This is a genomic window from Yersinia antarctica, assembly GCF_056636475.1.
In genome coordinates this window covers 253216-277975 of the sequence record NZ_JBSJQF010000001.1, presented here as the reverse complement: position 1 = coordinate 277975, position 24760 = coordinate 253216, and the positions used below count along the sequence as shown (strand labels likewise).

Genomic DNA, 24760 nt, shown 5'->3' with positions numbered 1-24760 from the left:
TCTGCCATAGGGATCACGTCTTGTTTATTTTCCTTTATCTTATCTGCCATTTTTGAGAGAAACATCTCATTTTGTTTTTGGTTAATCGCTAGTCTACTTTCAAATGAGAGCGCTCTCATTTCTAATTAATCTATATGGAAGCCAAATGATGAAAACCTTTAAAATTGCCATTATCGGTGGCGGTAGTAGCTATACCCCGGAGTTGGTTGATGGGCTGATTCAGCGTATTGACCAGTTACCGGTCACTGAACTGGCACTGGCTGATGTCGAATTGGGCCGTCAAAAAGTGGAAATCATTGCTGCATTAACCCGAAGAATGCTGGACCGGCATGGGCTAGAGCATGTAAAAGTCAGCATTCACTTCTCACTGGATGACGCGATTGCCGGAGCCAGTTTTGTCCTGACACAGTTCCGTGTCGGCCAACTCCCTGCACGCGCCGCGGATGAACGTTTAGGGCTGAAATATAACCTGCTTGGGCAGGAAACTACCGGGGTTGGTGGGTTTGCCAAAGCTCTGCGTACCATTCCGGTGATGCTTGATATTGCCGCCAGAGTTGAGCGGTTAGCGCCGGATGCCTGGATCATTAACTTCACCAATCCAGCCGGTATCGTTACTGAAGCAGTGACACGTTATAGCAAAGCGAAAATCATCGGCTTGTGTAATGTCCCAATCAGCATGCACCATATGATTGCCAACTTGCTCCACGCACCTTATGAAGATATCCAACTGCGCTTTGCCGGGCTAAATCATATGGTGTGGGTGCATGAGGTGTTACAACGTGGCAAAGATGTTACCGCCGAGGTACTGGACATGTTGTGTGACGGGGCCTCACTAACCATGAACAACATTAAGGAAGCACCATGGCCGCCAGAGTTCCTGCGGGCAATGGGGGCGATTCCTTGTCCGTATCATCGCTATTTCTATCAGACTCAGGATATGTTGGCAGAAGAGATGGCCGCAGCAGCCGAGCGTGGCACCCGTGCGGAACAAGTTATGCAGGTAGAAAAAGAGCTGTTCGAGCTGTACGCTGATCCGCATTTGGACAGTAAACCAGAGCAACTCAGCTTCCGTGGCGGATCATTTTATTCTGAAGTTGCACTGGAACTTATTCGTGCCATTCATAATAATTTAGGTACGCAACTTGTTGTCAATACAACAAACCGGGGTGCAATTCGCGGCTTATCTGACGGCTCAGTAGTAGAAACTAACTGTATTGTTGATGCACAAGGTGCACACCCACTCACCTTCGGCCCATTACCTGTTGCTATGCATGGGTTGACCCAGCAAGTAAAAGCCTACGAGCGCCTGACTATTGAAGCTGCGGTTCACGGTGACCGTCGTAGTGCCTTGTTAGCGTTAGTGACTAACCCACTGATTGCTAACGCCAGCATTGCTCAGCCACTATTGGAGGAAGTTCTACAGGTAAATAAACCTTACTTGCCTCAGTTCACAGAACTGTGATGGTAAATTAACTATTGTTGCGGGTTCTGACTTTATACCCAACGCTATAGGCGTTATAGCCAGATAACCCGCACAAATCCCGATGAACTTGCGCAATCAAGCGATTCGGGTGACCAATCGGCAGATTTGAATGCTGATTGCTGCGGTCTGGAGTGAGTCACGAACGCCGCTAACCCCCTGCGGCCTCAATAGCCAAGGGTTACTTTTAGCCTAAACAGGAGCATGAAATGGTTACACTGGAAGACGTCGCGGTATTAGCCGGGGTTTCCCGCGCTACGGTTTCCCGCGTGGTCAACGGTGATACCAATGTCAAAACCCTGACCCGCGAAAAGGTTGAACAAGCGGTCGCGGTATTGGGTTACACCCCAAACCCTGCCGCACGTGCACTGGCTTCCAGCCAAAGTAATACCTTGGGGTTGGTGACAACCTCATATCGCGGTGGCTTTTTTGGCGCGTTGATGGACTTCGTACAAACCGAAACAGAATCACAGGGTAAGCAGTTATTGGTCACCCAAGGGCGGGATAATGCTGATAAAGAGTGGCAGGCAATTCAGCGCCTGTATAACTTACGCTGCGATGGTTTAATCCTCCATGTACGTTTTCTCAGTGACGAGAAACTGCAACAACTTGCAGCGGCAGGCCGGTCATTTGTGTTATTAGACAGGATGGTTCCCGGTCTTGAATCCCGCTGTGTGACCTTTGATCACCGGCATGCGAGTCAGATGGCGACTCAGGTACTTATCGATGCAGGCCACCGTCATATTGCCTGTATCAGTGGCTCTTCTCAGCGCTATTCCAGTGTGTTACGCCGTCAGGGTTTTTTGGATGCCATGCAACTCGCAGGTTTAGAACCTACCGCCTGTGTGGAAGGCGTTTACGATCTGGAAAGTGGCTATCAACGCGCGGACGAGATCTTAAAGCGGCCTCGCCTACCAACCGCTATCTATTGCTGTAACGAAGAAATGGCAATCGGCGCGCTGTTGGCTATTAATAAACACCATTTGCAGGTGCCACAGGACATTTCATTGATTTGCTATGACAGTGGCGAACGCGCTCCTTTTGTTAGTCCGGCATTAACCAGTCTGCATTTCCCGATTGTTGGAATGGCGCAATTCGCCACCCAGTTGTTGATTAATCCGCAGCTCCCCAGTGCCAGTTTCCCGCCAACAATTATTATGCGCGATTCTGTTATGCCACCGAAACAACTCCGCTAGTCAGCCCCGGTGGCAAGTTATCGCTCTTTCCTGCTTATCTCTCTTTTCGTTCATGAAGATAGCGAATGTTATTGGCGTTGCTGGCACAGAATAAACCTTATCAGAGGCTCATCACCCGCATCACACTCACATGAATAAGTGATGCGACTGCGTGCCTAACACCCCTATTGCTTCACGTACCAAGGGTCGCTCTATTAAAACGTCACATTCAACTTTGCCCAAAGAGTTCGACCCGGCTCATTCAACGACGTATTGGCCGAGTACCCAAATCCACTATTACCGGCCAGATTGAGGTGCTCGCTGTACGCTTTATTCAGTAAATTATCGATACCAGTGCTGACTTTGACTTGTTTTGTAACCTTGTAAGCCACATTGGCAGACAGCACACCGAAGCCCGCACTATCAGCAAAGTCTTTACCTACCACATTCCCTTCGTTAATCGCGACCCGGTGCTGGCTGCTGACTAACCGCCATAATGCCGTGCTGCTCCAATCCCCTGCTTCAAACGTCAATCCTAACCGTGCTTCAAGGGGAGGGATTTGCGGCAACGGACGATGATTACTGGTATTTTCCCCCCAGGCATAAGCCAGGCTGGCGTCAGCTTTCCAATTGTCGTTAAAGGCATAGCCGGCCCCCATCTCACCCCCCATAATAGTTGCGTTGATATTATCTGCCTGACTGATGCGCAGATTGTTCGGGTCATACTTGAACAAAATGAAATCATTGACCCGACCAAGATAAGCAGAGACCCAACTGTTGAGCTGCTTACCATTGTATTGCGCGCCAATATCAAGTTGAGTGGTCTTTTCACTCTTCACCCCCTCAAAAGCACTGCTGGAGCCAACAGGCCCGAACGTCGGCGAAAATAGCTCCCAATAATCAGGAAAACGCTGCGTATGGCCCAAACCGGCGTACCACATCACGGGTAAGTCAGCCAGATTATGCTCAAAACGCATGAAACCGGCGGGGAGCGTTGCAGAGCGTGTCGGTTGAAAAGCACGGGCATAATTGGTGACTTCATGATGGTCAATGCGGGCACCGGTAATCAGTTTATCCTGATCGCTGGCACTCCAGGTCAGTTCGCTAAACAAGCCGTTGCTGGTAAAGCGAGCATCTTTATCCCAATGGCCTTGTTTATTTTTACGGTGCGTATTGGTTTGCAAATCAGTACCCGCCTCCAATTTCAGATCCCGCCACAACCAAGTGCCCATGACCCGGCCCCCCACCGTGCGCCGGTCCACATTACTGGACATCGCCATCATCGGTGGCGTGCGTAATGTATTGTTATCCATAATATGATTGGCATAGTTGTAGTAGATTTTGGCTTCAATTTTGTCCAACACGTCACCGATATTTGTTTTTTCAAAGCGTGCGCCCAGACTCTCGCGCAAGAACTGGGAACCGTCCATACCGCGCCCGGCATACCTTGCTTCACCGTCACCTTTACCCGCCGTTAGCTCGAGCAACGTATCACTGTCTGGTGTCCAGCCCACGGCGATATCGGCATTCCATTTATCCCATTTCGAGGGCACCCGCGCCCCATTGCCATCTTTGTAATCACCAGCCTGAGACTGATTACCCATCATGCGCAAATAGCCTTGCTCGTTACCTAAACTGGTATCGAGATTTTTATCCCAGCGACCATTAGAGCCCACCAATAGACTGGCATTCCCTTTGATGCCCGCCTGGTCAAAGTGAGGGGGTTGCCGCTCAAACAAAATAGTACCGGCGGAAGCACCAGCCCCCCACAACACCGATTGTGGTCCCTTCACTACGGTCAGCAGGTCAAAACTCTCTGGTGAAATATAGGATGTGGGCGCGTCCATCCTTGATGGGCAGGCCCCCAGTGTTTCCCCACCATCTGTCAGAATTTTTATCCGTGAACCAAACATGCCACGGAACACCACATCCCCATTGGTACCCCCATTACGGATTTGCGAGAAACCGGGGATAGTTTTCAGATAGTCAGCCCCATCACTGGCGGGAACAGGTTGGCGCGGCGCTTTAGGCGAGGTCACGATAACCAGCGGCGAATGAAGAGGCGCGCTAACAGTTATGACATCAGCATCATTGAGTTTTTTATCACTGCTATCGTTGATGGTGTTATTCGCCACCGGATCATGAGTCATCAGATGATCATGCGTAGCGGCAACGGTATTTAAGGCAAATACCGAAAAAGCAGCGGTTACTGCGCATGCTAATAATGTTTTTTTATAGGTTTTACTCTTGCCAGACATAATTATTCCTTGGGCAATACAAATTACTCCGGTGAGTATTTATCCACACCAGAAAAATGGTTTTTATTTTTTATCGGATTATCAGGAATAAAAGGCAGGTGGTGCGCGTGGTTGGCTCTCTGAATAGGTATCTTGAATAATTAACCAATAGATAAATAACGGCGGAGGGATCTCGGCTAACAGTAGTGCAGAGCGAATATCCGCTTTGAAAGCTGTATTCAGTAGGGGCAAATGAGTCAGTAATACACAATAACCACAAGCTGCATGATCCATCATCATGCCATCATGACCGCCTCCGGCCTGCGCGGTATTGCTATGTTGGGCCGTTGCCAGGCTCTGTTGATGGTCAGCGTGATGCGCCATATCCATAGCACAATTGGCCTTAGCAGCACTCACACTCATCGTTGAGATGGTTTTTTGCTCATACGAAAGCGCCAGTGAAACTGAAACCACCGGAGCGATAAATAACATCAGGATCGCCGCTATCCCCAACCAGGCAGAAAAGCGCCTTCTTTGATAAAGAATTTGGCTCAACGGCAGCCTATCGCCGTTGGTGTTACATCGGTGTTCACGCTTCTCATCACGATAAATTCCTTTATATCGATGAAAAAAAGAAAGTAAGGCGGATTAATTATCTGTTTTATTAATAGTTTTATACCCAAGTTACTTTGAGATGCAGGTAGACGGCAACCGAGCAAATCCCCTGCAGCTTAGATAACTAAGTGACTGGGGTGAGCAAGGGCTGCCAACACCCCTGTATCTTGAAGGGCGACCGGTATATGAGTTTTTACTGATCTACAAGCGGGGCAAATCATACCTGAAGCAACCTTAACACGACCCACACTTTAATAGAATTAAGAATCTTTATCATTTGAGGCCGCATCGTAATCTGTGACGGTTCACTATTATTCGCAATTGCTTTTCAGTCATTACATTAAAAGTTGAATGTAAATCACAAAAACTCACTATGCCTGTGCTAGGATCCGCCGCCTTAGTGCTGAAAACCGGTTTGACCTCCTTTTAGCCCTATGTCCGTTTTTAGCAATTATCTGTCTTTAACTCTTTATTTATTTGATACTGACGCACAGGCCTATTTATGAATAACAGCAATCGCATTCGGCTCACTTGGATCAGTTACTTCTCTTACGCCCTTACTGGTGCGTTAGTTATTGTCACCGGGATGGTGATGGGGAATATCGCAGAGTATTTCAATCTGCCTATTGCCAGTATGAGTAACACATTTACTTTCCTTAACGCGGGTATTTTAATCTCCATCTTCCTCAATGCCTGGTTAATGGAAATCATTCCATTAAAACGCCAGTTGGTGTTTGGCTTTATTCTGATGTTGATTGCTATCGCCGGATTGATGGTTGGCCATAATCTAATGGTCTTCTCAATCAGCATGTTCATCCTCGGGGTGGTCAGCGGGATAACCATGTCGATTGGTACCTTCCTGATAACCCATATGTACGAGGGCCGTCAGCGCGGTTCACGCCTGCTGTTTACCGATTCGTTCTTCAGTATGGCTGGGATGATTTTCCCTGTCGCCGCCGCAATGCTGCTGGCACGCCATATCGAATGGTACTGGGTGTACGCTTGTATCGGCCTGCTGTATGTCGGTATTTTTGTGCTAACACTGTGCTCTGAGTTCCCAGTTCTGGGCCACAAAGCCGCTGATCAAAGCAAACCGGTCGCGAAAGAGAAATGGGGGGTTGGCGTGCTGTTCCTGTCGATTGCCGCATTGTGCTATATCCTTGGCCAACTTGGTTTTATCCAGTGGGTACCGGAATACGCCACCAAAACTTTCAATATGGATATCAGTCAGGCTGGCCAACTGGTCAGTAACTTCTGGATCTCTTATATGATTGGGATGTGGGTGTTCAGCTTTATCCTGCGCTTCTTTGACCTACAACGCATCGTAACTGTACTGGCGGCACTGGCAACACTGGCGATGTATCTGTTTGTCAGCACCGATAACCCACAATACCTGAGCTACTACATTCTGGCGTTGGGTTTTGTTTCCAGTGCAATTTACACCACACTGATTACTCTGGGTTCATTGCAAACCAAAGTCTCTTCGCCAAAACTGGTTAACTTCATCCTGACCTGCGGTACTGTCGGTACCATGCTGACCTTCGTGGTGACTGGCCCGATTGTCGCCAACAGTGGTGTTCATGCCGCGCTGGCAACAGCAAACGGCCTGTACCTGGCAGTGTTTGTGATGTGTCTGATTCTGGGCTTCTTCACCAAGCACCGCAGCCACGGCCATGTGACTGACTGATTTATCGGTTTTACTGCCCTGCCGCCATCACGGTTGCAGGGCAGCGCCTATTTAAAATTCACTACCTCTTCCTGCCCCAGATATATGCGGCTTTCGGCTGGCTGGGTTTTGGCAATCACCATTCCATGACGAATGGAATAGTGCACTGGCACCTGTCGCCGCACGGCATCGAACCCATTTTCTGCGGGCAGAATAATCAGGTTAGCGCTATTACCTGGCTGCAAGCCATAATCAGATAAATGCATTGTCCTGGCGCTGTGGGTGGTTATCAGATTCAGCCCGTCGTTAATTTGGCTATACCCCATCAACTGACAAATATGTAGCCCCATATGCAGGACTTGCAGCATATTGGCAGTGCCTAGCGGGTACCACGGGTCGAATACATCGTCATGGCCGAAGCAGACATTAATTTCTGCCGCCAACATCTCTTTAACCCGCGTAATACCACGCCGTTTCGGATAAGTATCAAAGCGCCCTTGTAAATGAATATTCACTAATGGATTGGCGACAAAGTTGATACCGGACATTTTCAACAGACGAAATAGCCGGGAAGCATAAGCCCCATTATAGGAGTGCATTGCTGTGGTGTGGCTGGCGGTAACGCGCGCCCCCATATTTTCCCGGTGCGCCAAGGCCGCCACTGTTTCAACAAAACGTGACTGCTCATCATCAATTTCATCACAATGCACATCTACCAGCCGCTGATATTTCTGTGCTAAGGCGAAGGCGATATGCAGAGATTCAACACCATATTCGCGAGTGAATTCAAAATGTGGGATGGCCCCAACCACATCAGCTCCCAGTCGCAGCGCCTCTTCCAACAGCGCGGCACCGTCGGGATAAGAGAGAATCCCCTCTTGTGGGAAAGCGACAATCTGCATATCCACCCATGGGCTGACTTCTTCTTTTACCTCTAACATCGCACTGAGTGCCGTCAGACTAGGATCGGAAACATCCACATGGGTACGGACATGCTGAATACCATTGGCGATTTGCCACTTCAACGTCTGCCATGCCCGCTGTTTAACATCCTCGCGCGTGAGCAAGGCTTTGCGCTCTGCCCAGCGCTCAATCCCCTCAAACAGAGTACCTGACTGATTCCAGCTCGGTTGCCCGGCCGTTTGGGTGGTATCCAGATGGATATGTGGCTCAATAAAAGGCGGCAATGCCAACCCACCTTGCGCATCCAGCACCCCGGCGCCAACCGTCTGCTGTTCCGGCTGCGGGCTAATAGCACTGATTTTGCCCTCCGCGATAGTTATCTGCCAAAAGCCCGCTTGCCCGGCAAGCCGCACATTATTGATAGTGGTGAGTAAGTGATTTGGTAAGGATTGCGTTGTCATCGATGCCTCCATGATCCCTTTTATATTCTGGTCATAACCAAAAGCTATTTGCTTTAGCTTACCCGACCAACAGTATGCTGCCCGATTTTCTTTTCCGTCATTTAAAATCTAAAACTGAAACCTTTCAGCTAAAGATGAATGAAATCCGCAACTTATCAAAAATCGTTAAAAATCATCCATCTACCACCTTAGAGGTATATGGAAAGCAAATTGATTTACATCAAGAAGTGCGGTGTAGGGAGGATTACTGTAAGCGTAGAAAATTAAAAATTGAGGCAAAAATGAGCAAAGTCAAACTTGCCATCATCGGCAACGGTATGGTCGGCCACCGCTTTATCGAAGACTTATTAGATAAAGCAGATAAAGACCAATTTGAGATAACCGTATTTTGCGAAGAACCGCGCATCGCTTATGACCGGGTACATCTTTCTTCTTACTTCTCCCACCACACTGCGGAAGAGTTATCACTGGTTCGTGAAGGCTTTTATGAAAAGCACGGTGTAAAAGTGCTGGTTGGCGAACGTGCCATCACTATTAATCGCACCGAGAAAGTGATCCATTCCAACAGTGGCCGTACGCTGTATTACGACAAGCTGATTATGGCGACCGGTTCTTACCCGTGGATCCCGCCGATTAAAGGCAGTGAAGGGCAAGATTGCTTTGTCTATCGCACCATTGAAGATCTGAATGCGATTGAGTCTTGTACTCGCCGTAGCAAACGTGGCGCGGTTATCGGCGGCGGGCTGTTAGGGTTGGAAGCCGCTGGTGCCCTGAAAAGCCTTGGCGTTGAAACCCATGTCATTGAGTTTGCACCGGTATTAATGGCCGAACAGCTTGATCCGATGGGGGGTGACCAACTACGCCAGAAGATTGAACGCATGGGGGTCAGAGTCCATACAGGTAAAAATACCCAAGAAATTATTCATTCAGGCCAAAACAGCCGCAAAACCATGCTGTTTGCCGATGGTAGCCAGTTAGAAGTAGATTTTATCGTCTTCTCCACCGGTATCCGCCCACAAGACAAACTGGCACACCAATGCGGCTTAGCCACCGCGCGCCGTGGCGGTATTGCTATCAATGATTATTGCCAAACCTCCGACCCTGATGTGTACGCCATTGGCGAATGTGCCTCATGGCAAGAGCGCACCTTTGGCTTAGTCGCGCCGGGCTATAAAATGGCGCAGGTCACCGCAGACCATCTACTTGGCCGCGAAAACGCCTTCCACGGTGCCGACATGAGTGCCAAACTGAAACTACTGGGCGTGGATGTCGGTGGGATTGGTGATGCTCATGGCCGCACTGAGGGTGCTCGTAGCTACGTTTATCTGGATGAAAGTAAAGAAATTTATAAACGTCTGGTGGTTAGCGCAGATAACAAAACCCTGTTAGGGGCAGTGCTGGTGGGTGATACCACCGATTATGGCAACTTGCTGCAACTGGCACTGAACAACATCGAATTACCAGAAAACCCGGACAGCCTGATTCTGCCGGCCCATGCGGGTAGCAAACCGGCAATGGGCGTGGACTCGCTACCGGACAGCGCGCAAATCTGTTCCTGTTTTGATGTGACTAAAGGCGACATCATTCAGGCTATCGGCCAGGGTTGCCACACCGTTGCCGCACTGAAATCCGCCACTAAAGCCGGTACCGGTTGTGGCGGTTGCATTCCGCTGGTCACCCAGGTACTGAATGCCGAACTGAGTAAGCAAGGCATTGAAGTTAACCATCATTTGTGTGAACACTTTGCCTATTCGCGCCAAGAGTTATATCACCTGATTCGGGTTGAAGGGATTAAGTCCTTCGATGCCTTGCTGGAGAAATACGGTAAAGGTTACGGTTGTGAAGTATGTAAGCCAACCGTAGGGTCACTGCTGGCATCGTGCTGGAATGAGTATATCTTAGAGCCGCAACACACGCCGTTGCAGGATACCAATGACAACTTCCTCGGTAATATTCAGAAAGATGGTACCTATTCGGTTATCCCTCGCTCACCGGGCGGGGAAATCACACCGGATGGCCTGTTAGCCATTGGCCGTATCGCCAAACACTATAATTTGTATACCAAACTGACCGGCTCTCAGCGGGTGGGGATGTTTGGCGCGCAAAAAGATGACCTGCCCGCTATCTGGGCACAACTCATTGAAGCCGGTTTTGAAACCGGACACGCCTATGCCAAAGCCCTACGTATGGCAAAAACCTGCGTTGGCAGTACCTGGTGCCGCTTTGGTGTCGGCGACAGCGTCGGCTTTGGTGTGGCGCTGGAGCATCGTTACAAAGGCATTCGCACACCGCATAAAATGAAGTTTGGCGTATCCGGCTGTACCCGTGAATGTTCGGAAGCTCAGGGTAAAGATGTCGGAATTATCGCCACCGAAAATGGTTGGAACCTGTATGTCTGTGGTAACGGCGGTATGAAGCCACGTCATGCTGACCTGCTGGCAGCGGATCTGGATGAAGAGACCCTGATGCGCTACCTCGACCGCTTTATGATGTTCTACATCCGCACCGCCGATAAGCTGCAACGCACCTCCGTCTGGCTGGAAAGTCTGGAAGGCGGCATTAATTATCTGCGCGCCGTGATCCTCGACGACAAGTTAGCTATTAACGACCAGTTGGAAGCCGATATTGCCCGCCTACGCGACAAAGTGACCTGTGAATGGAAAGTGACGGTTGAGAACCCAGCAGCACAGGTTCGTTTTGCCCACTTCATTAACAGCCCGCTACGCGACCCGAATGTACAAGTGGTACCTGAACGTGAACAACATCGCCCAGCGCGCCCAGATGAGCGTATCCCAGTCCGGGTGTTGGAATTGGAGGATAACGTATGAGCCAGTGGATTCCACTTTGTCCATTAAACGATATTTTACCCGGTAGCGGCGTATGCGGCTTGATCGGTGAGCAGCATGTCGCGGTTTTCCGCCCTTATGCTGACGAACAACTCTTTGCCATTAGCAATATAGATCCCTTCGCACAGGCCAGTGTGTTATCACGCGGATTAATCGCGGAACATCAAGGTGATCTATGGGTGGCCAGTCCGCTGAAAAAGCAACACTTCCGCCTGCATGATGGTTTCTGTCTGGAAGATGAAAGTCGCTCAGTTGCCCATTATGACGTGCGAGTTCGCGACGGCATGGTGCAAGTCAAAGCGTGATAAATAACAGTTATCCGGTCAGTACCAGATAACCATAAAATAACTCTCGATTACAGGTATGAGTATGTATACAGATACGATCAACAAATGCGCCGCCAACGCGGCTCGCATCGTCAAGTTATCAAAAGAAAGCCCGTTGGGTTTCTGGATTGGCTCAGCAATGGCCGGTGCCTACGTCGGCCTTGGCATTATTCTGATTTTCACACTGGGTAACCTAATCGATCCTGCTTACCGCCCACTGGTAATGGGAGCCACCTTCGGCCTGGCGCTGACGTTGGTCATTATTGCGGGTTCCGAGTTGTTCACCGGTCACACCATGTTCCTGACTTTCGGTGTGAAGGCCGGCACCATCAAATCCAGCCAGATGTGGGCAGTATTGCCACAAACCTGGCTGGGAAATCTACTGGGTTCCGTTTTTGTGGCTCTGCTCTATTACTACGGTGGCGGTAACCTGCTGTCGGTGGATACCAGCTTGGTACACACCGCGGCATTAGCAAAAACCTCTGCGCCCGCTATGACCTTATTCTTCAAAGGTGTATTATGTAACTGGCTGGTTTGTCTGGCGATCTGGATGGCAATCCGTGTGGAGGGTGCCGCCAAATTTATCGCTATCTGGTGGTGTTTACTGGCCTTTATTGCCTCAGGCTACGAGCACTCTGTCGCCAACATGACACTGTTTGCCCTGTCTTGGTTTGGTAATCATAGCGAGGCCTACACCTTAAGTGGCATCGGTCACAACCTGTTGTGGGTAACCCTGGGTAATACCTTGTCAGGCGCAGTCTTTATGGGCCTTGGCTACTGGTATGCCACACCACGGGAAAACCGCCCGCAACCTGCGGCAGTTAACGCGCCGCAAGCTGTGAAACAGTAACGTACTGAGAATGTTGATTAAGGGGAAACGTGCCGTTGGAGCCATTCGGTGTAAACCATCGAAGCGCCACGGGGTATGGTCGCCCCTTCAATCACTGAACTTATCAATAGCCACTTCCGCCCCTAGACTGAAGGATTGCCGATGGACTACTTCCCGATTTTCTGCCAACTGCAACATAAAGCCTGCCTGTTGGTCGGCGGTGGTGAAGTTGCCGAACGCAAGGCTCGCTTGCTGCTGGATGCGGGTGCGGTAATTACCGTCAATGCCTGTGAGTTTACGCCACAGTTTCACCACTGGGCGGAACAGGGGCTGCTCACATTAGTCTGCGGCGAATTTGTACCGGATTTGTTGGCAGAGAAGTGGCTGGTGATTGCAGCAACTGATCAGGTGGCAGTCAACGCCTTGGTCTATCAGAGCGCCAATCTACAGCGGGTGTTCTGCAATGTGGTGGATGACCCGAAACGCACCAGCTTTATCATGCCGTCCATCATTGATCGCTCGCCGATTATGATAGCGATATCTTCCGGCGGTAAAGCCCCTGTATTGGCGCGCTTGCTGCGCGAAAAACTCGAGGCAATGTTGCCACAGCATTTGGGCCAATTGGCACAATTGGCGGGCAATTTGCGCCAGCGGGTGAAGCAACATTTTACCGCGATGGCCGATCGCCGCCGCTTTTGGGAAAAACTGCTTACTCACGACCGCCTGGCGCAATCATTGGCTAACGACGATCAGCGACAAATCGAACAACATATTGAGCATCTGTTCAATGCGCCGCTGAGTGATCGCGGTGAGGTGGTTCTGGTGGGTGCCGGGCCGGGAGATGCCGGTTTGCTGACGTTAAAAGGGTTACAGCAGATCCAACAAGCAGACGTGGTGGTGTATGACCGGTTGGTGTCTGATGAGGTGATGAATCTGGTACGGCGCGATGCCGAGCGGATTTTTGTCGGAAAAGAGTCCGGCTACCATTGCGTTCCGCAAGAAAGTATCAATCAGCTCCTATTGCAACAGGCACAGCAGGGTAAACGAGTGGTACGCTTGAAAGGTGGTGACCCGTTTATTTTTGGCCGTGGCGGCGAAGAGTTGGAAACACTGGCAGAAGCGGGGATTCCGTTCTCGGTAGTGCCGGGAATTACCGCAGCTTCCGGCTGCTCCGCCTACAGCGGGATACCCCTGACTCACCGTGATCATGCGCAAAGTGTGCGTTTGATTACCGGTCATGCCAAAAAAGACGCTCAATTAGATTGGGCCAATCTGGCGGCAGAGAAACAAACGCTGGTGTTTTATATGGGGTTATCCCAGGCGGGAGAAATTCAGCAGCAACTGATTCAACATGGGATGCCGGCTACCACGTCTGTGGCATTGGTGGAAAATGGCACCTCGCGGCATCAACGTGTAGTCAGCGGCGAACTGAGCCAATTGGGATTACTGTCCCAGCAGGTCAACAGCCCTAGCCTGATCATCGTCGGTAGCGTGGTCCGTTTACGTGAAAAACTGAATTGGTTCTCCAGTACTGATCACAGCAAAACAGCGGAACAGGTAGAAAAGGTGGGTTAGGAAACCTTGCTGATGAAGGGGGCAAACCCCCTTCATATTATTGAGTCTTACGGATGGGCGACAAAACCGATAGCGTCGTACACTTTAGCTAATGTCTGTTGCGCGCGAGCACGCGCCTTGGCAGCCCCTTCACGCATCACTTCCTGCAAGAAAGCTTCGTCTTCACGATAAGTGTGATAACGCGCCTGTAGCTCTGTCAGCATGCCCGAGACAGCATCCGCCACGGCACCTTTCAAATGACCATACATCTGGCCTTCAAACTGTGCTTCCAGCTCAGGAACTGACTGACCCGTCACACCTGACAAGATATCCAGCAAGTTAGAAACACCGGCTTTCTTTTCTACGTCATAACGGATAACTGCTGGCTCGTCTGAGTCCGTCACCGCGCGCTTAATCTTTTTAACCACCGATTTCGGATCTTCCAGCAGTTCAATGACGTTATTGCGATTGTCATCAGATTTAGACATCTTTTTGGTCGGGTCTAGCAAAGACATTACCCGCGCACCGGCTTTCGGAATAAACGGCTCAGGGATTTTGAAAATATCACCATACAACGCATTGAATCGACCAGCGATATCGCGGCTCAGCTCCAGATGTTGCTTCTGGTCTTCACCGACTGGCACCTGATTAGTTTGATAGAGCAAAATATCCGCCGCCATCAATACAGGATAATCAAACAAACCGGCATTAATGTTTTCAGCATAGCGGGCTGACTTATCTTTGAACTGAGTCATTCGGCTCAATTCACCAAAATAGGTATAGCAGTTCAGCGCCCAGCTTAGCTGAGAGTGTTCAGGCACATGGGACTGAACGAAAATCGTACTCTTTTTCGGATCGATACCGCAAGCCAGATACAGCGCCAACGTATCTAAGGTTCTTTTGCGTAACTGCGCCGGATCTTGACGGGCAGTAATGGCATGCAGATCAACGATGCAATAAATGCACTCATAATCATCCTGCATCTGTACCCACTGACGCAGCGCACCCATGTAATTGCCAATGGTCAATTCGCCGGACGGTTGCGCGCCGCTAAATACGATAGGCTTGATTGGTTTACTGGATACAGTGGTTAATTCAGTGGGTTTACTCATTTTATACATCCTGATCTTTTAAAGACGACAGCCCGATGGCGGGCAACAGATCGGCAAAATGCTCCAGCACGCAATCGGGGTGACTGGTGGCAATAGCTTCGCCGTAGTTATATCCATAGGTCAGCCCAATACAAGGGCAACCCGCGGCCTGCGCAGCCATAATGTCATTACGCGAATCGCCGACAAACAGCATTTCGCTGGCGCGAAGGCCAAGTTTAGCTAACAGTAAATAGAGCGGGGCCGGATGCGGTTTTTTCACTACCACATCGTCGCCACCAATAATTACTGAGAAATAATCTGCGATACCCAGTGATGCCAGCAAAGGAGCAACAAACGGCGTCGGCTTATTGGTAATCAGCCCCATCGGCAAACCATGGGCTGCCAGTTGAGCCAGCGTAGCTTTCACTTGCGGGAATAGCTGGCTCCCCTGTTCAACCGTTTTGGCATAATAGTGATCAAACAGCTCACGGGTATGTGTGACTGACTGAGCATCCGGCTCATGACCTGCCCAGCGTAACGCACGCTCGACCAAAATATCAGCACCATTGCCAATCCAGGTGGATACCAGTGCGTTACCGGCAACCGGTAAGCCTTGATGCTGCAACGCCATATCAATAGCACTGGCAAGGCCTGGTGCGCTATCAACCAATGTACCGTCCAGATCGAACGCCACACCACGGATAGTATCGAATTTAGTCATGAGCAGACATCGCCAGCTCACTGCGCATAGCATCAATCACCGCAGCATAATCCGGTTGGCTGAAAATAGCTGAACCCGCTACAAACATATCAGCACCAGCCGCCGCAATCTGGCGAATATTGTCGACTTTCACCCCGCCATCCACTTCCAGGCGAATGTCATAGCCACTGGCATCAATCAATTTACGTACCTGACGTAACTTATTCAGTGTTTCAGGAATAAATGACTGGCCGCCGAAACCGGGGTTAACTGACATCAACAAGATGACATCCAGCTTATCCATTACATAATCAAGATAACTCAGCGGCGTAGCGGGGTTAAACACCAAGCCCGCCTTGCAGCCATTCTCTTTGATCAGTTGTAAAGTACGGTCGACGTGTTCAGAGGCTTCGGGATGGAATGAAATATACGTGGCACCCGCTTTGGCAAAATCCGGGACGATACGGTCAACCGGTTTTACCATCAGATGCACATCAATCGGCGCGGTAATACCATAGTCACGCAGGGCCTGACACACCATCGGCCCGATGGTCAGATTAGGAACGTAATGATTGTCCATCACATCAAAATGCACAACATCAGCCCCGGCCGCGAGCACCTTGGCGGTATCTTCACCCAAACGGGCAAAATCGGCTGACAGAATAGATGGGGCAATTAAAAACTTTTTCATCCGCGTCTCCAAACGTATCTCTTTGTTCTATAAAACATCTTCCTGACAGATGGTGCATCTACGTCAGGGGTTCTATTTCATAAACCATTGGGTTTGAATCTTTACCGAGCGGCATTCCCGCTCAGCTATACAGCGCCAAAAGCTCGTTCACTTTACTACGACCAAGAATATTACGGCTGATAGTACGGCGCGCTTTCACCACATGCAGTGACGCCTGATGATACCAATTGCGCGTCAGCTCTGTATCGTGGTTAGAAATCAGAACTGGAATCTTGCTTTCGGCCGAAAGTTGATAAGCCAGACGAGCCAGATTCTGTTGATCCACAATGCCAAAGTTATTGGTGTGATATGCCGTAAAATTCGCCGTCGCTGACAATGGCGCATACGGAGGATCGCAATAAACTACCGCCCCATGCACTGCTTTTAAGAGAGTTTCCTGATAATGCTCACAAACGAATACCGCATTTTGCGATTTTTCAGCAAACCAATAAAGCTCTACCTCAGGGAAATAAGGTTTTTTATAACGACCAAAAGGCACATTGAATTCACCGCTCAAATTATAACGACACAGGCCGTTATAACAATGGCGATTCAGATAGAGAAATAATAATGCGCGGCGATAAGCATCAGTACTGGCGTTAAACTCTTGACGCAGTAGGTAAAACTGCTCGGATTTATTGAAGTCGCCCGTAAACAAAACACGGGCGTCACGCACAAAATCATCAGTGCGTTCCTTCACGATATTGTAGAGGTTGATAAGATCGCTGTTGATATCGGCCAGTATGTAAGACTCATACTCAGTGTTAAGAAACACCGAACCCGCACCGACGAATGGCTCTATCAAGCAGTCTCCCGCTGGAAGATGGCGTCGTATGTCATCAACCAGCGGATATTTCCCACCAGCCCATTTTAAAAAAGCGCGGTTTTTCTTCATGCCGTCAGTTAGCTACTTAATAATTCAGAGCCGCAGATTGTACTCTGTTTCAAACAGCACATCAGCGCACAAATAAGAATGATTTATTTTTTAAGGTCTTGCTGCACTTGTTGTACAGGTTTAACCCACGGTTTTTTCGCCTGAACATCGGCTGGTAGCGTCGTGATGGCCCTTTTTGCATCAGCAGAAGAGGGGTAGTTACCACTTACTAAAATATACCAAGGTTTACCATCACGTTTAGTTTCATAGACATGATAGTCAGTTAATTTTTGCTGTTTAGCATAGGCATTCAATGTGTCTGAGCGTGATGCGCTGCTCAGTTGTAACGTGAAATGGTTACCTGGTGCATTCTTTAAGGTACTACTGCTGCCAACGGAACCTGATTTGGTCACCGCAGATGCCGCTGGAGAAACCACGGTGGTCGGTTTTTTATGGTTGCTGGTTGGCAGCTTAGCTGCTGTCGTAGCTTGTTTCTGCGACGGGTGGGTAATGGTTTCACCCGTAGCCGGTGCCGGTGCTTTAGCCCCTTTTGAACCAGAAACCGTTGCAGGTGCCGTCGGCAAGGTGGATGTCTGACCGTCGTTCATATTCTGAGACAAGGTATCAACCTGCCCCTGAGTTTGAGAAAGTGCATCAGACATATTGCCTGGCAATTCAACACGCTGAGTCGGGCTGTTCGCCGAAGGCGGCACTGAAGCTTCAGTTGGCGTTGGCGAAATTGGCGGAGCACTAATATCCTGTGGCTGAGCCGAGTTCTTCACGCCATTGGCATCATGACCGTCGCTGGCATTGTTTGCCACACCGGGCTGAGTGTTATTGCCGCTAGTGAGTGAAGATGAATCAGACAGATTAATATTTCTCGCTGCATCAACATTCGGGTTTTGCTGGGATGCTTCATGCTCAGTCGGGGCTTTCAGGGCTGAACCAATGGCGATAATGATCAACAAAAGCACTAAAATGCCGATACCAATCATGATGTGTTGGCGTGAAACAGCAAGCTTAGGTCCGGCCGAGGACTTACGGGCACGTGTAGGACGACGGTCACTGCTATCTGGTTTCAGATCGTCTTCCGGCTTTAAATCATCCATCTAAACCCTCCAACTAGAGGCAAAAGCCCACCGCATTGATCACTGCGATCTGGCTGATTGATTTTACTGACTGCAAACAGGCTAAATCGCCCGCAGCAAAGGAATATGATGTTCTTATAGTACAACATCTTAGAACTTATGCGCATACCCTTCGTACTTGAAGCCGCAAAGGTACTAGCCACCCTCTCTTCCAAATCGCTAACTTGCGTCAGCTCAGCAGAATTATGAGCCTCACCAGGGATTACCCTGCGGGCCAGCACAAGTGTTGTTCAAAATGGTTTACAACCAATTTGCCTTTCCCTTGTTGCCTACAAGCTACTCCAATAACTATGGGTATCGAACATATAAATATCGGACTTATGCCATTTTTATAACTGGCAATCAGCTATCGATGCCAACACCGTGTCATGTGCAATACCGCTACGGATTTCTGACTTACCGATAGCCGTTGGCAGTACCAGACGAAGCTCGCCTGCCAGCACTTTTTTATCCCGCATCATATGCGGCAGATAAGACTCTGGTGTCATTTCCTGCGGCCCGCAGACCGGCAGACCGGCTCGTAACAGTAGTTGTTTGATACGCTCAACATCACTGGCTGAGAACTGACCTAATCGACGGGAGGTGTGTGCTGCCATCATCATTCCCGCAGCAACGGCTTCGCCGTGTAACCAGACGCCATAGCCCATTTCAGCCTCAATAGCATGACCATAAGTATGGCCCAAATTGAGTAATGCGCGCATACCGCTCTCTTCACGTTCATCGGCAGCAACAACATCGGCTTTTAATTCGCAGCAACGGCGGATGCAGTAAGCTAACGCTGACATATCCAGTGCGAGTAATGCATCGATATTATCTTCTAACCAATCAAAGAAAGCCGCATCAAGAATGATGCCATATTTGATAACTTCAGCCAGCCCGGAGGCAAGCTCACGCGAAGGGAGAGTGTTAAGGCAATTAAGGTCAACCACTACCGATGCTGGTTGATAGAACGCACCAATCATGTTCTTGCCCAGTGGATGATTTACTGCGGTTTTGCCACCGACAGAGGAATCCACCTGAGACAGTAAGGTAGTAGGAACTTGAATAAAGCGAACGCCGCGCTGATAGCAAGCCGCAGCAAAACCGGTCAGGTCGCCTACTACACCGCCACCTAAGGCAACAAGTGTAGTATCACGACCATGCGGTTTTTCCAGAAGGGCAGAAAATACCTGCTCCAGAACACTCAGAGATTTGTACTGCTCACCGTCAGGTAAAATCACCTGATCAACTTTAATGCCACTTTGTTCCAACACTGCCCGGAGCGAATCCAGATAGAGTGGAGCCAGCGTTTGGTTAGTTACCAGCATTACCTGGTCACCCGCCTTTAGTGGCGCAAAAGAGGCCGAATCATTGAACAATCCGGCAGCAATCGTAATGGGGTAACTACGTTCCCCTAACGTGACAGTAATCTTCTCCATGTCGCGCTCAGTAACCTTCTTAACTTACGCCCGGAGGCATTAGTAAAATGCTAAAATCAGTTACTTTCCAGCATGTTGATAATCTGGTTAGCAACAACTTTCGCGCTTTGATCGTCAGTGCGGATGGTGACATCTGCAATTTCTTCGTACAACGGATTACGTTCTTTTGCCAGTGCTTCTAACACTTCACGTGGAGGCGCATCAACCTGCAACAACGGACGTTTTTTGTCGCGCTGTGTACGGGCCAACTGCTTCTCGATTGTAGTTTCTAAATAAACCACAACGCCACGGGCTGACAAACGGTTACGGGTTTCTCTGGATTTAACAGAGCCACCACCGGTTGCCAGAACAATGCCTTGTTTTTCCGTCAGTTCATTAATAACTTTTTCTTCACGATCGCGGAAACCTTCTTCGCCTTCCACGTCGAATACCCAGCCCACGTCAGCTCCGGTACGTCGCTCAATTTCTTGATCAGAGTCGAAAAACTCCATATTGAGTTGCTGAGCTAACTGACGACCAATAGTGCTTTTGCCGGCACCCATAGGCCCAACCAGAAAGATATTGCGTTTCTCTGCCATGTTTTTGGTATTACTAAGACTATTCGTTAATGATAACCCGCCCCGCCAATCAAATCAGCGGCGGGACCTAAACTGAAACCTCATGAGCGATAGTGCGAGATCAGACGGAAAATTATCTCAGCACTTCTGGTAGTTTGGCAACCGAATAAATCGTTGTACACGTCGTGGGAGGGAAACCATACGTTTTTATCGGCGTATCAACGTTATTAAAACCTCGGAGCTCAATTCGGTAACCCTTGTAAGCTAAATCGGAGGCAGCGTCAAATTTAGAAGCCTCCTATCACACAAAAAGTTGCAGAAAGTCACCAAGATTGGTCTGTTTTCATAAAACACCCCCCCATAAGGCTCAAGCACTGATTAGCCTTGGCGTGATGAAAATCACTAACTCCCGCCGACTTTGTTGTTGGGTGTCTTGTTTGAACAGCGCGCCCAGCCAAGGGATATCGGCCAGGATGGGCACTTTATTAATTCCCTGACTATTTTTTTGCTGGAAAATCCCCCCAAGCACAATAGTTTCCCCATCGTTTACGGTTATTTGGGTTTTTATTTCCTGCTTATCTATTAATAAAGCTTCACTATCTCCGCGTTTAATTGCCATTCCGGGCATATTTTGGCTGATTTTCAAGTTTAGAGTAATCTTGCCATTACGCAGTATTTTCGGTGTCACTTCCATCCCTAATACTGCCTCTTTAAACTCAATAGTAGGCACCCCTTTTTTACCCCGCGAGACCGTATAAGGAATATCAGAACCTTGCTTGATACTGGCAGTTTGCTGATGGGATGTCACCAGCCGAGGGCTGGCAATAATATCAACCTGATTTTCTTGCTCCAGCGCGCTCAATTCCAGTTCCAGCAGACGCCCGCCGATACGGGCAACATTGAATCCAGCGCTGAGGGCGCTATTGGGGAGTGGCAAATTCACATTAAAATTATTCACTCTCAGCGCACGGGGCTGCGTTGCTTCGTCCATACCCCAACGCACACCAAGTTCATGCAAATTTTCCCGACTCATAGTTACGATGTGTGCCGCTAACTGCACTTGCTGTAAAGGCAAATCCATCTCTGCCAGCCAACTTTTCAATAGTGCTAAAGAGGCGGGAGTATCGCGAATTAATAATGTATTAGTACGTTTATCTACCACTACGCTACCCAGTGGCGATAGCAACCCACCTTCAGGAAGAGTCAAACTGTCGGCAACTTGTTCAGCATCAGCATACTGCAAGGCCAGTGAGAAATTATTTAGGGACTCAGATGCATCTTTCTGTTCCGCCCGTTGCTGTCTTTCTTGTATCTCCTGTTCGGTAAAAACCATCATTACCGCCCCTTCGCGCTCTACTTTCAGACGGCCCATACGCAAAATAATCGCCAAAGCCTGCTCCCACGGAACATCCGCCAATCTCAGGCTGAGATTACCGTCAACCCCGGCGGCAATGACTAAATTCAGTTGCTGATAATCCGCCAGTGCCTGCAACACTACCGCTATCGGCGCATCTTGAAACTCCAGGGTTACCGGCGGCCCACTTTTTGCGCTAAAGGCACGACTTGTGAGTAATACCAGCAGCAGCATCATCACCCCAGCACTGAGTGTTGGGGTAAGCCCACTCCGGGTTTTCGTAGTAGAAACATTCATCAGACTAATTCCTTTTATGTCCTGTATATTTGAAACGGTAAGAGTGCTTATGCTGCCCAGCTAAGCTCTTTAGTGATGATAATAATTATCTAAAACAACCCGTTAGTTAGTGCATCAGCAGCACCACTGGCTCCGATAATCCAGAGCAAAAGCCAACTAAGCCAGTATTCTGTAGGCTCACCTGCCGTGAGCCAATATGGGTAACTTGCCAAGTTGACAATAGCCGTGAGCCGACCACTAGCTTCTGCCAGCGGCCCTCTGGCCGCAGTATCCAACCAGAAGAGTAATCTCCTCCCCTGACAACCCCTTGTAATCGCCAATGAGTGAGTTTCTCCCGCTCACCATCACATGGCTGTGCTGATAGGTCCTGAAAAGGATTACGCCCTGTGGCGGTCAATAAGGGGTCGGCATAAACCACAGGTGCCAGTGATACGATTATCAGAGAGACGATCTTTAGAGGCCCCATACCGTGCTCCCTTTGCCGCTACTCATTGACGCCACCTGCGAGATATTCTTTCAGGCTTAATTTCACCAACAGTACGGAATTATCACTATTAATCTCAACCAGCTGGGTCTGAACAGGGGTGGGGATTTCGGCTAGTTGACGAAATAAATGGAGTAATCCATAGAAATTGACCCGCAGAGTAGCGTGCCACTGTTGGTGCCTTATGGAATCCACTGCGGCCTCGCCAACTGGCCCGGATTGTCGCTGCCAGCGAATGACTTGCCCGCCAAACGGGGCAATCAATTCATCGGTCAGATGGGCCATTGAACTATCAAGTGACAACCACGATGCCTCCCTTTCTTTCAATACCATCATTTGCTGACGAACCAGAGAAAGTGAGGGTAACGGTGCCAAAGCCGCCTGATGATGATCAACCTGTTGCTGATGTTGAATAATCTTATCTGCGGTGAGCCTCTGCTGTTGCCATGCAGGACGTAATAACATGCCATAAGCCATTACACTTAAAAGCCCAAGAAAAACCCACTGCCCTATCAAGATTTGCCAACCCGGCCTATCCATCCAATGTTGCAGCCGCTTATTCATCACTACCTCTTTCATCACTATCTCTGTCCTGCCAGTCGGCCCAAACCGCAAAGCGAAAATTACCGTCATCCTGCTGAGCAATTTTTTGTAAATGCACTGTTGTGAAGAGAGGCGAGCGGCCTAAACGCACTACAAAGAGATTAATTGCGGCATAACTCTGGCTAATTACCTCAAAAACCACCTTATCGCCTTGTGGTATCAGGCTGACCAACCAGCAGCTATCTGGAATTTGCTGCGATAGCTGCTGCAATAATATTGAATATCGCTGGGCAAGTTGGTGGGCCTGACGATAAATCTGAGCGCGCTGTTCCCGATGCCGTAGTTGTGCCATTGCCTGTTGCACCTCTTGATGGTGCTGGCCTAAGGCTATTTGCTGCTGGGATAGCGCTGCCAGACGGATTTGTTGGCTGGAATTTACTACCCGTGATTGCAGTTGTATTACAACCAGTAGGATGGCTAAAAATAGGCATTGGCATAAACCTAGATTGCGCCAAAAACGGTAACGGGATGATTGACGTTCTGCACGCCATAACGAAAAATTAACTTGATACATCAGTCGTCTGCCGGGCGTAATGCCAGCCCTCCGGCCAGAATAAATGCAGCGGGGGATGGCGGCAGTGGCGGTTGATACTGGGCAAAAGCCGTAAAGGGTGACCAGCCGGTGGTATTTTCAACCGGGGCATCATCCACCACATTACTGTAATACACCGTTATCGGTATTCCACTCTGCTCGGGATAACGCGCCTGAAGTTGTCTCAGCAACGTCGGTAATGGATTGAATGTAGTAGGCGGCTGGCCTGGTGCTACATCCTCTGAGTCGGCTGCTACCACACCAAAGTCAAACGGCATGTCAGCCGATGACACCCACAGCCACTCACTCTCCAAACGGTGAACCAACCAATATGGTCCCGATAATCCTGCCGCCATCGCCATATAACGAAGAGCGCAGGGGGTAATATCAATCATATCGGAAGGTAAACCCGCTTGATGCAAGCACGCCTGCCATTGCTGAACTTCTGACTGACGGGCGGCGGTGATGATTAACTCACTACTGGCTGTGGTTTCACTACGATAATCGAGGGCTAAAGCCTGACTGCCGAGCGGAAAGACCTTACTTGCTGCGGCTTTGATAAAACCATCACGCTGCGGTTCGCGTAAACGCCGGTCCGGTGTCGGAATAGTGTGTTGCAATATGCGCTGTGCGGGCAATGCGATACGTAATGAAATATGTTTTGGTAATTGTTTACGCAATAATTTGAGTTTGTCGCTAACCATATCTGGCTGTTGTAAAATACCCTCCCGCAAAACGCCAGAAGGTAAGGTTTGATGCCACCAGTAGCGCAGTTGCCAGCCATAGCGGCGTCTGACAACAGCCAAAGCGCGTATAGCATCTATTTGAATATCTAGCCCAACCTGCCAATATTGTGAGTACATCTTTGTCGACCTCCATG

22 protein-coding genes are annotated in these 24760 nt (G+C 49.4%); 7 read left to right on the top strand and 15 right to left on the bottom strand.

Translation table 11 applies throughout. The features are described 5' to 3' along the window. Positions 1–148 precede the first annotated feature (148 nt). Both ACWJJO_RS01090 and ACWJJO_RS01085 read left to right on the top strand, forming a co-directional pair. On the top strand, positions 149–1462 hold the full coding sequence (locus ACWJJO_RS01090) for a 6-phospho-beta-glucosidase (protein ID WP_083163947.1): 1314 nt from the start codon (positions 149–151) through the stop codon (positions 1460–1462). 227 nt (positions 1463–1689) lie between these two features. Beyond that, entirely contained in the window at positions 1690–2676 is a 987-nt protein-coding gene (locus ACWJJO_RS01085) for a LacI family DNA-binding transcriptional regulator (protein WP_083161198.1), read from the top strand. Between the two features lie 194 nt (positions 2677–2870). On the opposite strand, the gene ACWJJO_RS01080 is transcribed toward ACWJJO_RS01085, so the two are convergent. Together ACWJJO_RS01080 and ACWJJO_RS01075 are read right to left on the bottom strand one after the other, a co-directional pair. Beyond that, positions 2871–4805, bottom strand: coding sequence for a TonB-dependent copper receptor (locus ACWJJO_RS01080; protein WP_481091549.1), 1935 nt, complete (start codon positions 4803–4805; stop codon positions 2871–2873). A gap of 189 nt (positions 4806–4994) precedes the next feature. Next, positions 4995–5384: a DUF2946 domain-containing protein gene (locus tag ACWJJO_RS01075; protein ID WP_481090537.1), complete on the bottom strand. Its 390-nt coding sequence runs from the start codon at positions 5382–5384 to the stop codon at positions 4995–4997. 625 nt (positions 5385–6009) lie between these two features. Here ACWJJO_RS01075 and tsgA point away from each other — a divergent pair. After that, entirely contained in the window at positions 6010–7194 is a 1185-nt protein-coding gene (gene tsgA / locus ACWJJO_RS01070; protein WP_050087416.1) for an MFS transporter TsgA, read from the top strand. 47 nt (positions 7195–7241) lie between these two features. On the opposite strand, the gene ACWJJO_RS01065 is transcribed toward tsgA, so the two are convergent. Next, positions 7242–8537: a cytosine deaminase gene (locus ACWJJO_RS01065; protein WP_193784747.1), complete on the bottom strand. Its 1296-nt coding sequence runs from the start codon at positions 8535–8537 to the stop codon at positions 7242–7244. Between the two features lie 281 nt (positions 8538–8818). Here ACWJJO_RS01065 and nirB point away from each other — a divergent pair, with 281 nt between their 5' ends. From nirB to cysG, 4 genes are all read left to right on the top strand, one after another. Further along, entirely contained in the window at positions 8819–11365 is a 2547-nt protein-coding gene (gene nirB, locus ACWJJO_RS01060; RefSeq protein WP_083161206.1) for a nitrite reductase large subunit NirB, read from the top strand. Continuing rightward, a complete protein-coding gene (gene nirD / locus ACWJJO_RS01055; RefSeq protein WP_050087415.1) occupies positions 11362–11688 on the top strand; it encodes a nitrite reductase small subunit NirD in 327 nt (108 codons plus the stop codon). Before nirB ends, nirD begins: the two co-directional genes overlap by 4 nt. Before the next feature lie 64 nt (positions 11689–11752). Beyond that, complete coding sequence (gene nirC, locus ACWJJO_RS01050; RefSeq protein WP_083161208.1) at positions 11753–12559, top strand: nitrite transporter NirC; 807 nt, start codon at positions 11753–11755, stop codon at positions 12557–12559. A 141-nt stretch (positions 12560–12700) separates the two neighbouring features. Continuing rightward, on the top strand, positions 12701–14113 hold the full coding sequence (gene cysG, locus ACWJJO_RS01045) for a siroheme synthase CysG (RefSeq protein WP_083161210.1): 1413 nt from the start codon (positions 12701–12703) through the stop codon (positions 14111–14113). A 47-nt stretch (positions 14114–14160) separates the two neighbouring features. On the opposite strand, the gene trpS is transcribed toward cysG, so the two are convergent. The 12 genes from trpS to pilM all read right to left on the bottom strand — a co-directional run bounded on the left by trpS (position 14161) and on the right by pilM (position 24743). Continuing rightward, on the bottom strand, positions 14161–15204 hold the full coding sequence (gene trpS, locus ACWJJO_RS01040) for a tryptophan--tRNA ligase (protein WP_083161212.1): 1044 nt from the start codon (positions 15202–15204) through the stop codon (positions 14161–14163). 1 nt (position 15205) lies between these two features. After that, positions 15206–15904: a phosphoglycolate phosphatase gene (locus ACWJJO_RS01035; RefSeq protein WP_083161214.1), complete on the bottom strand. Its 699-nt coding sequence runs from the start codon at positions 15902–15904 to the stop codon at positions 15206–15208. Further along, the gene (gene rpe, locus ACWJJO_RS01030; protein WP_042568757.1) at positions 15897–16574 is read right to left on the bottom strand and encodes a ribulose-phosphate 3-epimerase; all 678 of its coding nucleotides are present in this window, start codon (positions 16572–16574) and stop codon (positions 15897–15899) included. The genes ACWJJO_RS01035 and rpe overlap by 8 nt, the downstream gene beginning before the upstream one ends. A gap of 121 nt (positions 16575–16695) precedes the next feature. Then, on the bottom strand, positions 16696–17508 hold the full coding sequence (gene dam / locus ACWJJO_RS01025) for an adenine-specific DNA-methyltransferase (protein WP_083161216.1): 813 nt from the start codon (positions 17506–17508) through the stop codon (positions 16696–16698). An 83-nt stretch (positions 17509–17591) separates the two neighbouring features. Continuing rightward, a complete protein-coding gene (locus ACWJJO_RS01020) occupies positions 17592–18596 on the bottom strand; it encodes an SPOR domain-containing protein (protein WP_372568498.1) in 1005 nt (334 codons plus the stop codon). A 368-nt stretch (positions 18597–18964) separates the two neighbouring features. After that, positions 18965–20053: a 3-dehydroquinate synthase gene (aroB, locus tag ACWJJO_RS01015; protein ID WP_083161222.1), complete on the bottom strand. Its 1089-nt coding sequence runs from the start codon at positions 20051–20053 to the stop codon at positions 18965–18967. Between the two features lie 56 nt (positions 20054–20109). After that, positions 20110–20631: a shikimate kinase AroK gene (gene aroK / locus ACWJJO_RS01010; RefSeq protein WP_004702222.1), complete on the bottom strand. Its 522-nt coding sequence runs from the start codon at positions 20629–20631 to the stop codon at positions 20110–20112. Positions 20632–20977: 346 nt separating this feature from the next. Beyond that, positions 20978–22198, bottom strand: coding sequence for a DNA uptake porin HofQ (gene hofQ, locus ACWJJO_RS01005; protein WP_442848312.1), 1221 nt, complete (start codon positions 22196–22198; stop codon positions 20978–20980). 169 nt (positions 22199–22367) lie between these two features. Next, the gene (locus ACWJJO_RS01000) at positions 22368–22727 is read right to left on the bottom strand and encodes a pilus assembly protein PilP (RefSeq protein WP_442847467.1); all 360 of its coding nucleotides are present in this window, start codon (positions 22725–22727) and stop codon (positions 22368–22370) included. Between the two features lie 18 nt (positions 22728–22745). Further along, complete coding sequence (locus ACWJJO_RS00995; RefSeq protein WP_193784849.1) at positions 22746–23309, bottom strand: pilus assembly protein PilO; 564 nt, start codon at positions 23307–23309, stop codon at positions 22746–22748. Beyond that, complete coding sequence (locus ACWJJO_RS00990) at positions 23302–23862, bottom strand: PilN domain-containing protein (protein WP_442847466.1); 561 nt, start codon at positions 23860–23862, stop codon at positions 23302–23304. The genes ACWJJO_RS00995 and ACWJJO_RS00990 overlap by 8 nt, the downstream gene beginning before the upstream one ends. Then, positions 23862–24743 carry a type IV pilus biogenesis protein PilM gene (gene pilM / locus ACWJJO_RS00985; protein WP_372568494.1) on the bottom strand — a complete coding sequence of 294 codons (882 nt, stop codon included), beginning with the start codon at positions 24741–24743 and terminating at the stop codon, positions 23862–23864. Before pilM ends, ACWJJO_RS00990 begins: the two co-directional genes overlap by 1 nt. Positions 24744–24760: the final 17 nt, after the last annotated feature.

Excerpts from the sequence above, each read along its gene's own strand:
- ACWJJO_RS01020 (WP_372568498.1), bottom strand. The coding sequence starts at position 18,596 with ATGGATGATTTAAAGCCGGAAGACGATCTGAAACCAGATAGCAGTGAC.
- dam (WP_083161216.1), bottom strand. The coding sequence starts at position 17,508 with ATGAAGAAAAACCGCGCTTTTTTAAAATGGGCTGGTGGGAAATATCCG.
- ACWJJO_RS01085 (WP_083161198.1), top strand. The coding sequence starts at position 1,690 with ATGGTTACACTGGAAGACGTCGCGGTATTAGCCGGGGTTTCCCGCGCT.
- tsgA (WP_050087416.1), top strand. The coding sequence starts at position 6,010 with ATGAATAACAGCAATCGCATTCGGCTCACTTGGATCAGTTACTTCTCT.
- aroB (WP_083161222.1), bottom strand. The coding sequence starts at position 20,053 with ATGGAGAAGATTACTGTCACGTTAGGGGAACGTAGTTACCCCATTACG.
- trpS (WP_083161212.1), bottom strand. The coding sequence starts at position 15,204 with ATGAGTAAACCCACTGAATTAACCACTGTATCCAGTAAACCAATCAAG.
- ACWJJO_RS01000 (WP_442847467.1), bottom strand. The coding sequence starts at position 22,727 with ATGGGGCCTCTAAAGATCGTCTCTCTGATAATCGTATCACTGGCACCT.
- pilM (WP_372568494.1), bottom strand. The coding sequence starts at position 24,743 with ATGTACTCACAATATTGGCAGGTTGGGCTAGATATTCAAATAGATGCT.
- hofQ (WP_442848312.1), bottom strand. The coding sequence starts at position 22,198 with ATGCTGCTGCTGGTATTACTCACAAGTCGTGCCTTTAGCGCAAAAAGT.
- ACWJJO_RS00990 (WP_442847466.1), bottom strand. The coding sequence starts at position 23,862 with ATGTATCAAGTTAATTTTTCGTTATGGCGTGCAGAACGTCAATCATCC.
- rpe (WP_042568757.1), bottom strand. The coding sequence starts at position 16,574 with ATGAAAAAGTTTTTAATTGCCCCATCTATTCTGTCAGCCGATTTTGCC.
- ACWJJO_RS01090 (WP_083163947.1), top strand. The coding sequence starts at position 149 with ATGAAAACCTTTAAAATTGCCATTATCGGTGGCGGTAGTAGCTATACC.
- aroK (WP_004702222.1), bottom strand. The coding sequence starts at position 20,631 with ATGGCAGAGAAACGCAATATCTTTCTGGTTGGGCCTATGGGTGCCGGC.
- nirD (WP_050087415.1), top strand. The coding sequence starts at position 11,362 with ATGAGCCAGTGGATTCCACTTTGTCCATTAAACGATATTTTACCCGGT.
- ACWJJO_RS01035 (WP_083161214.1), bottom strand. The coding sequence starts at position 15,904 with ATGACTAAATTCGATACTATCCGTGGTGTGGCGTTCGATCTGGACGGT.
- nirB (WP_083161206.1), top strand. The coding sequence starts at position 8,819 with ATGAGCAAAGTCAAACTTGCCATCATCGGCAACGGTATGGTCGGCCAC.
- ACWJJO_RS01075 (WP_481090537.1), bottom strand. The coding sequence starts at position 5,384 with ATGTTATTTATCGCTCCGGTGGTTTCAGTTTCACTGGCGCTTTCGTAT.
- nirC (WP_083161208.1), top strand. The coding sequence starts at position 11,753 with ATGTATACAGATACGATCAACAAATGCGCCGCCAACGCGGCTCGCATC.
- cysG (WP_083161210.1), top strand. The coding sequence starts at position 12,701 with ATGGACTACTTCCCGATTTTCTGCCAACTGCAACATAAAGCCTGCCTG.
- ACWJJO_RS00995 (WP_193784849.1), bottom strand. The coding sequence starts at position 23,309 with ATGAATAAGCGGCTGCAACATTGGATGGATAGGCCGGGTTGGCAAATC.
- ACWJJO_RS01065 (WP_193784747.1), bottom strand. The coding sequence starts at position 8,537 with ATGACAACGCAATCCTTACCAAATCACTTACTCACCACTATCAATAAT.
- ACWJJO_RS01080 (WP_481091549.1), bottom strand. The coding sequence starts at position 4,805 with ATGACTCATGATCCGGTGGCGAATAACACCATCAACGATAGCAGTGAT.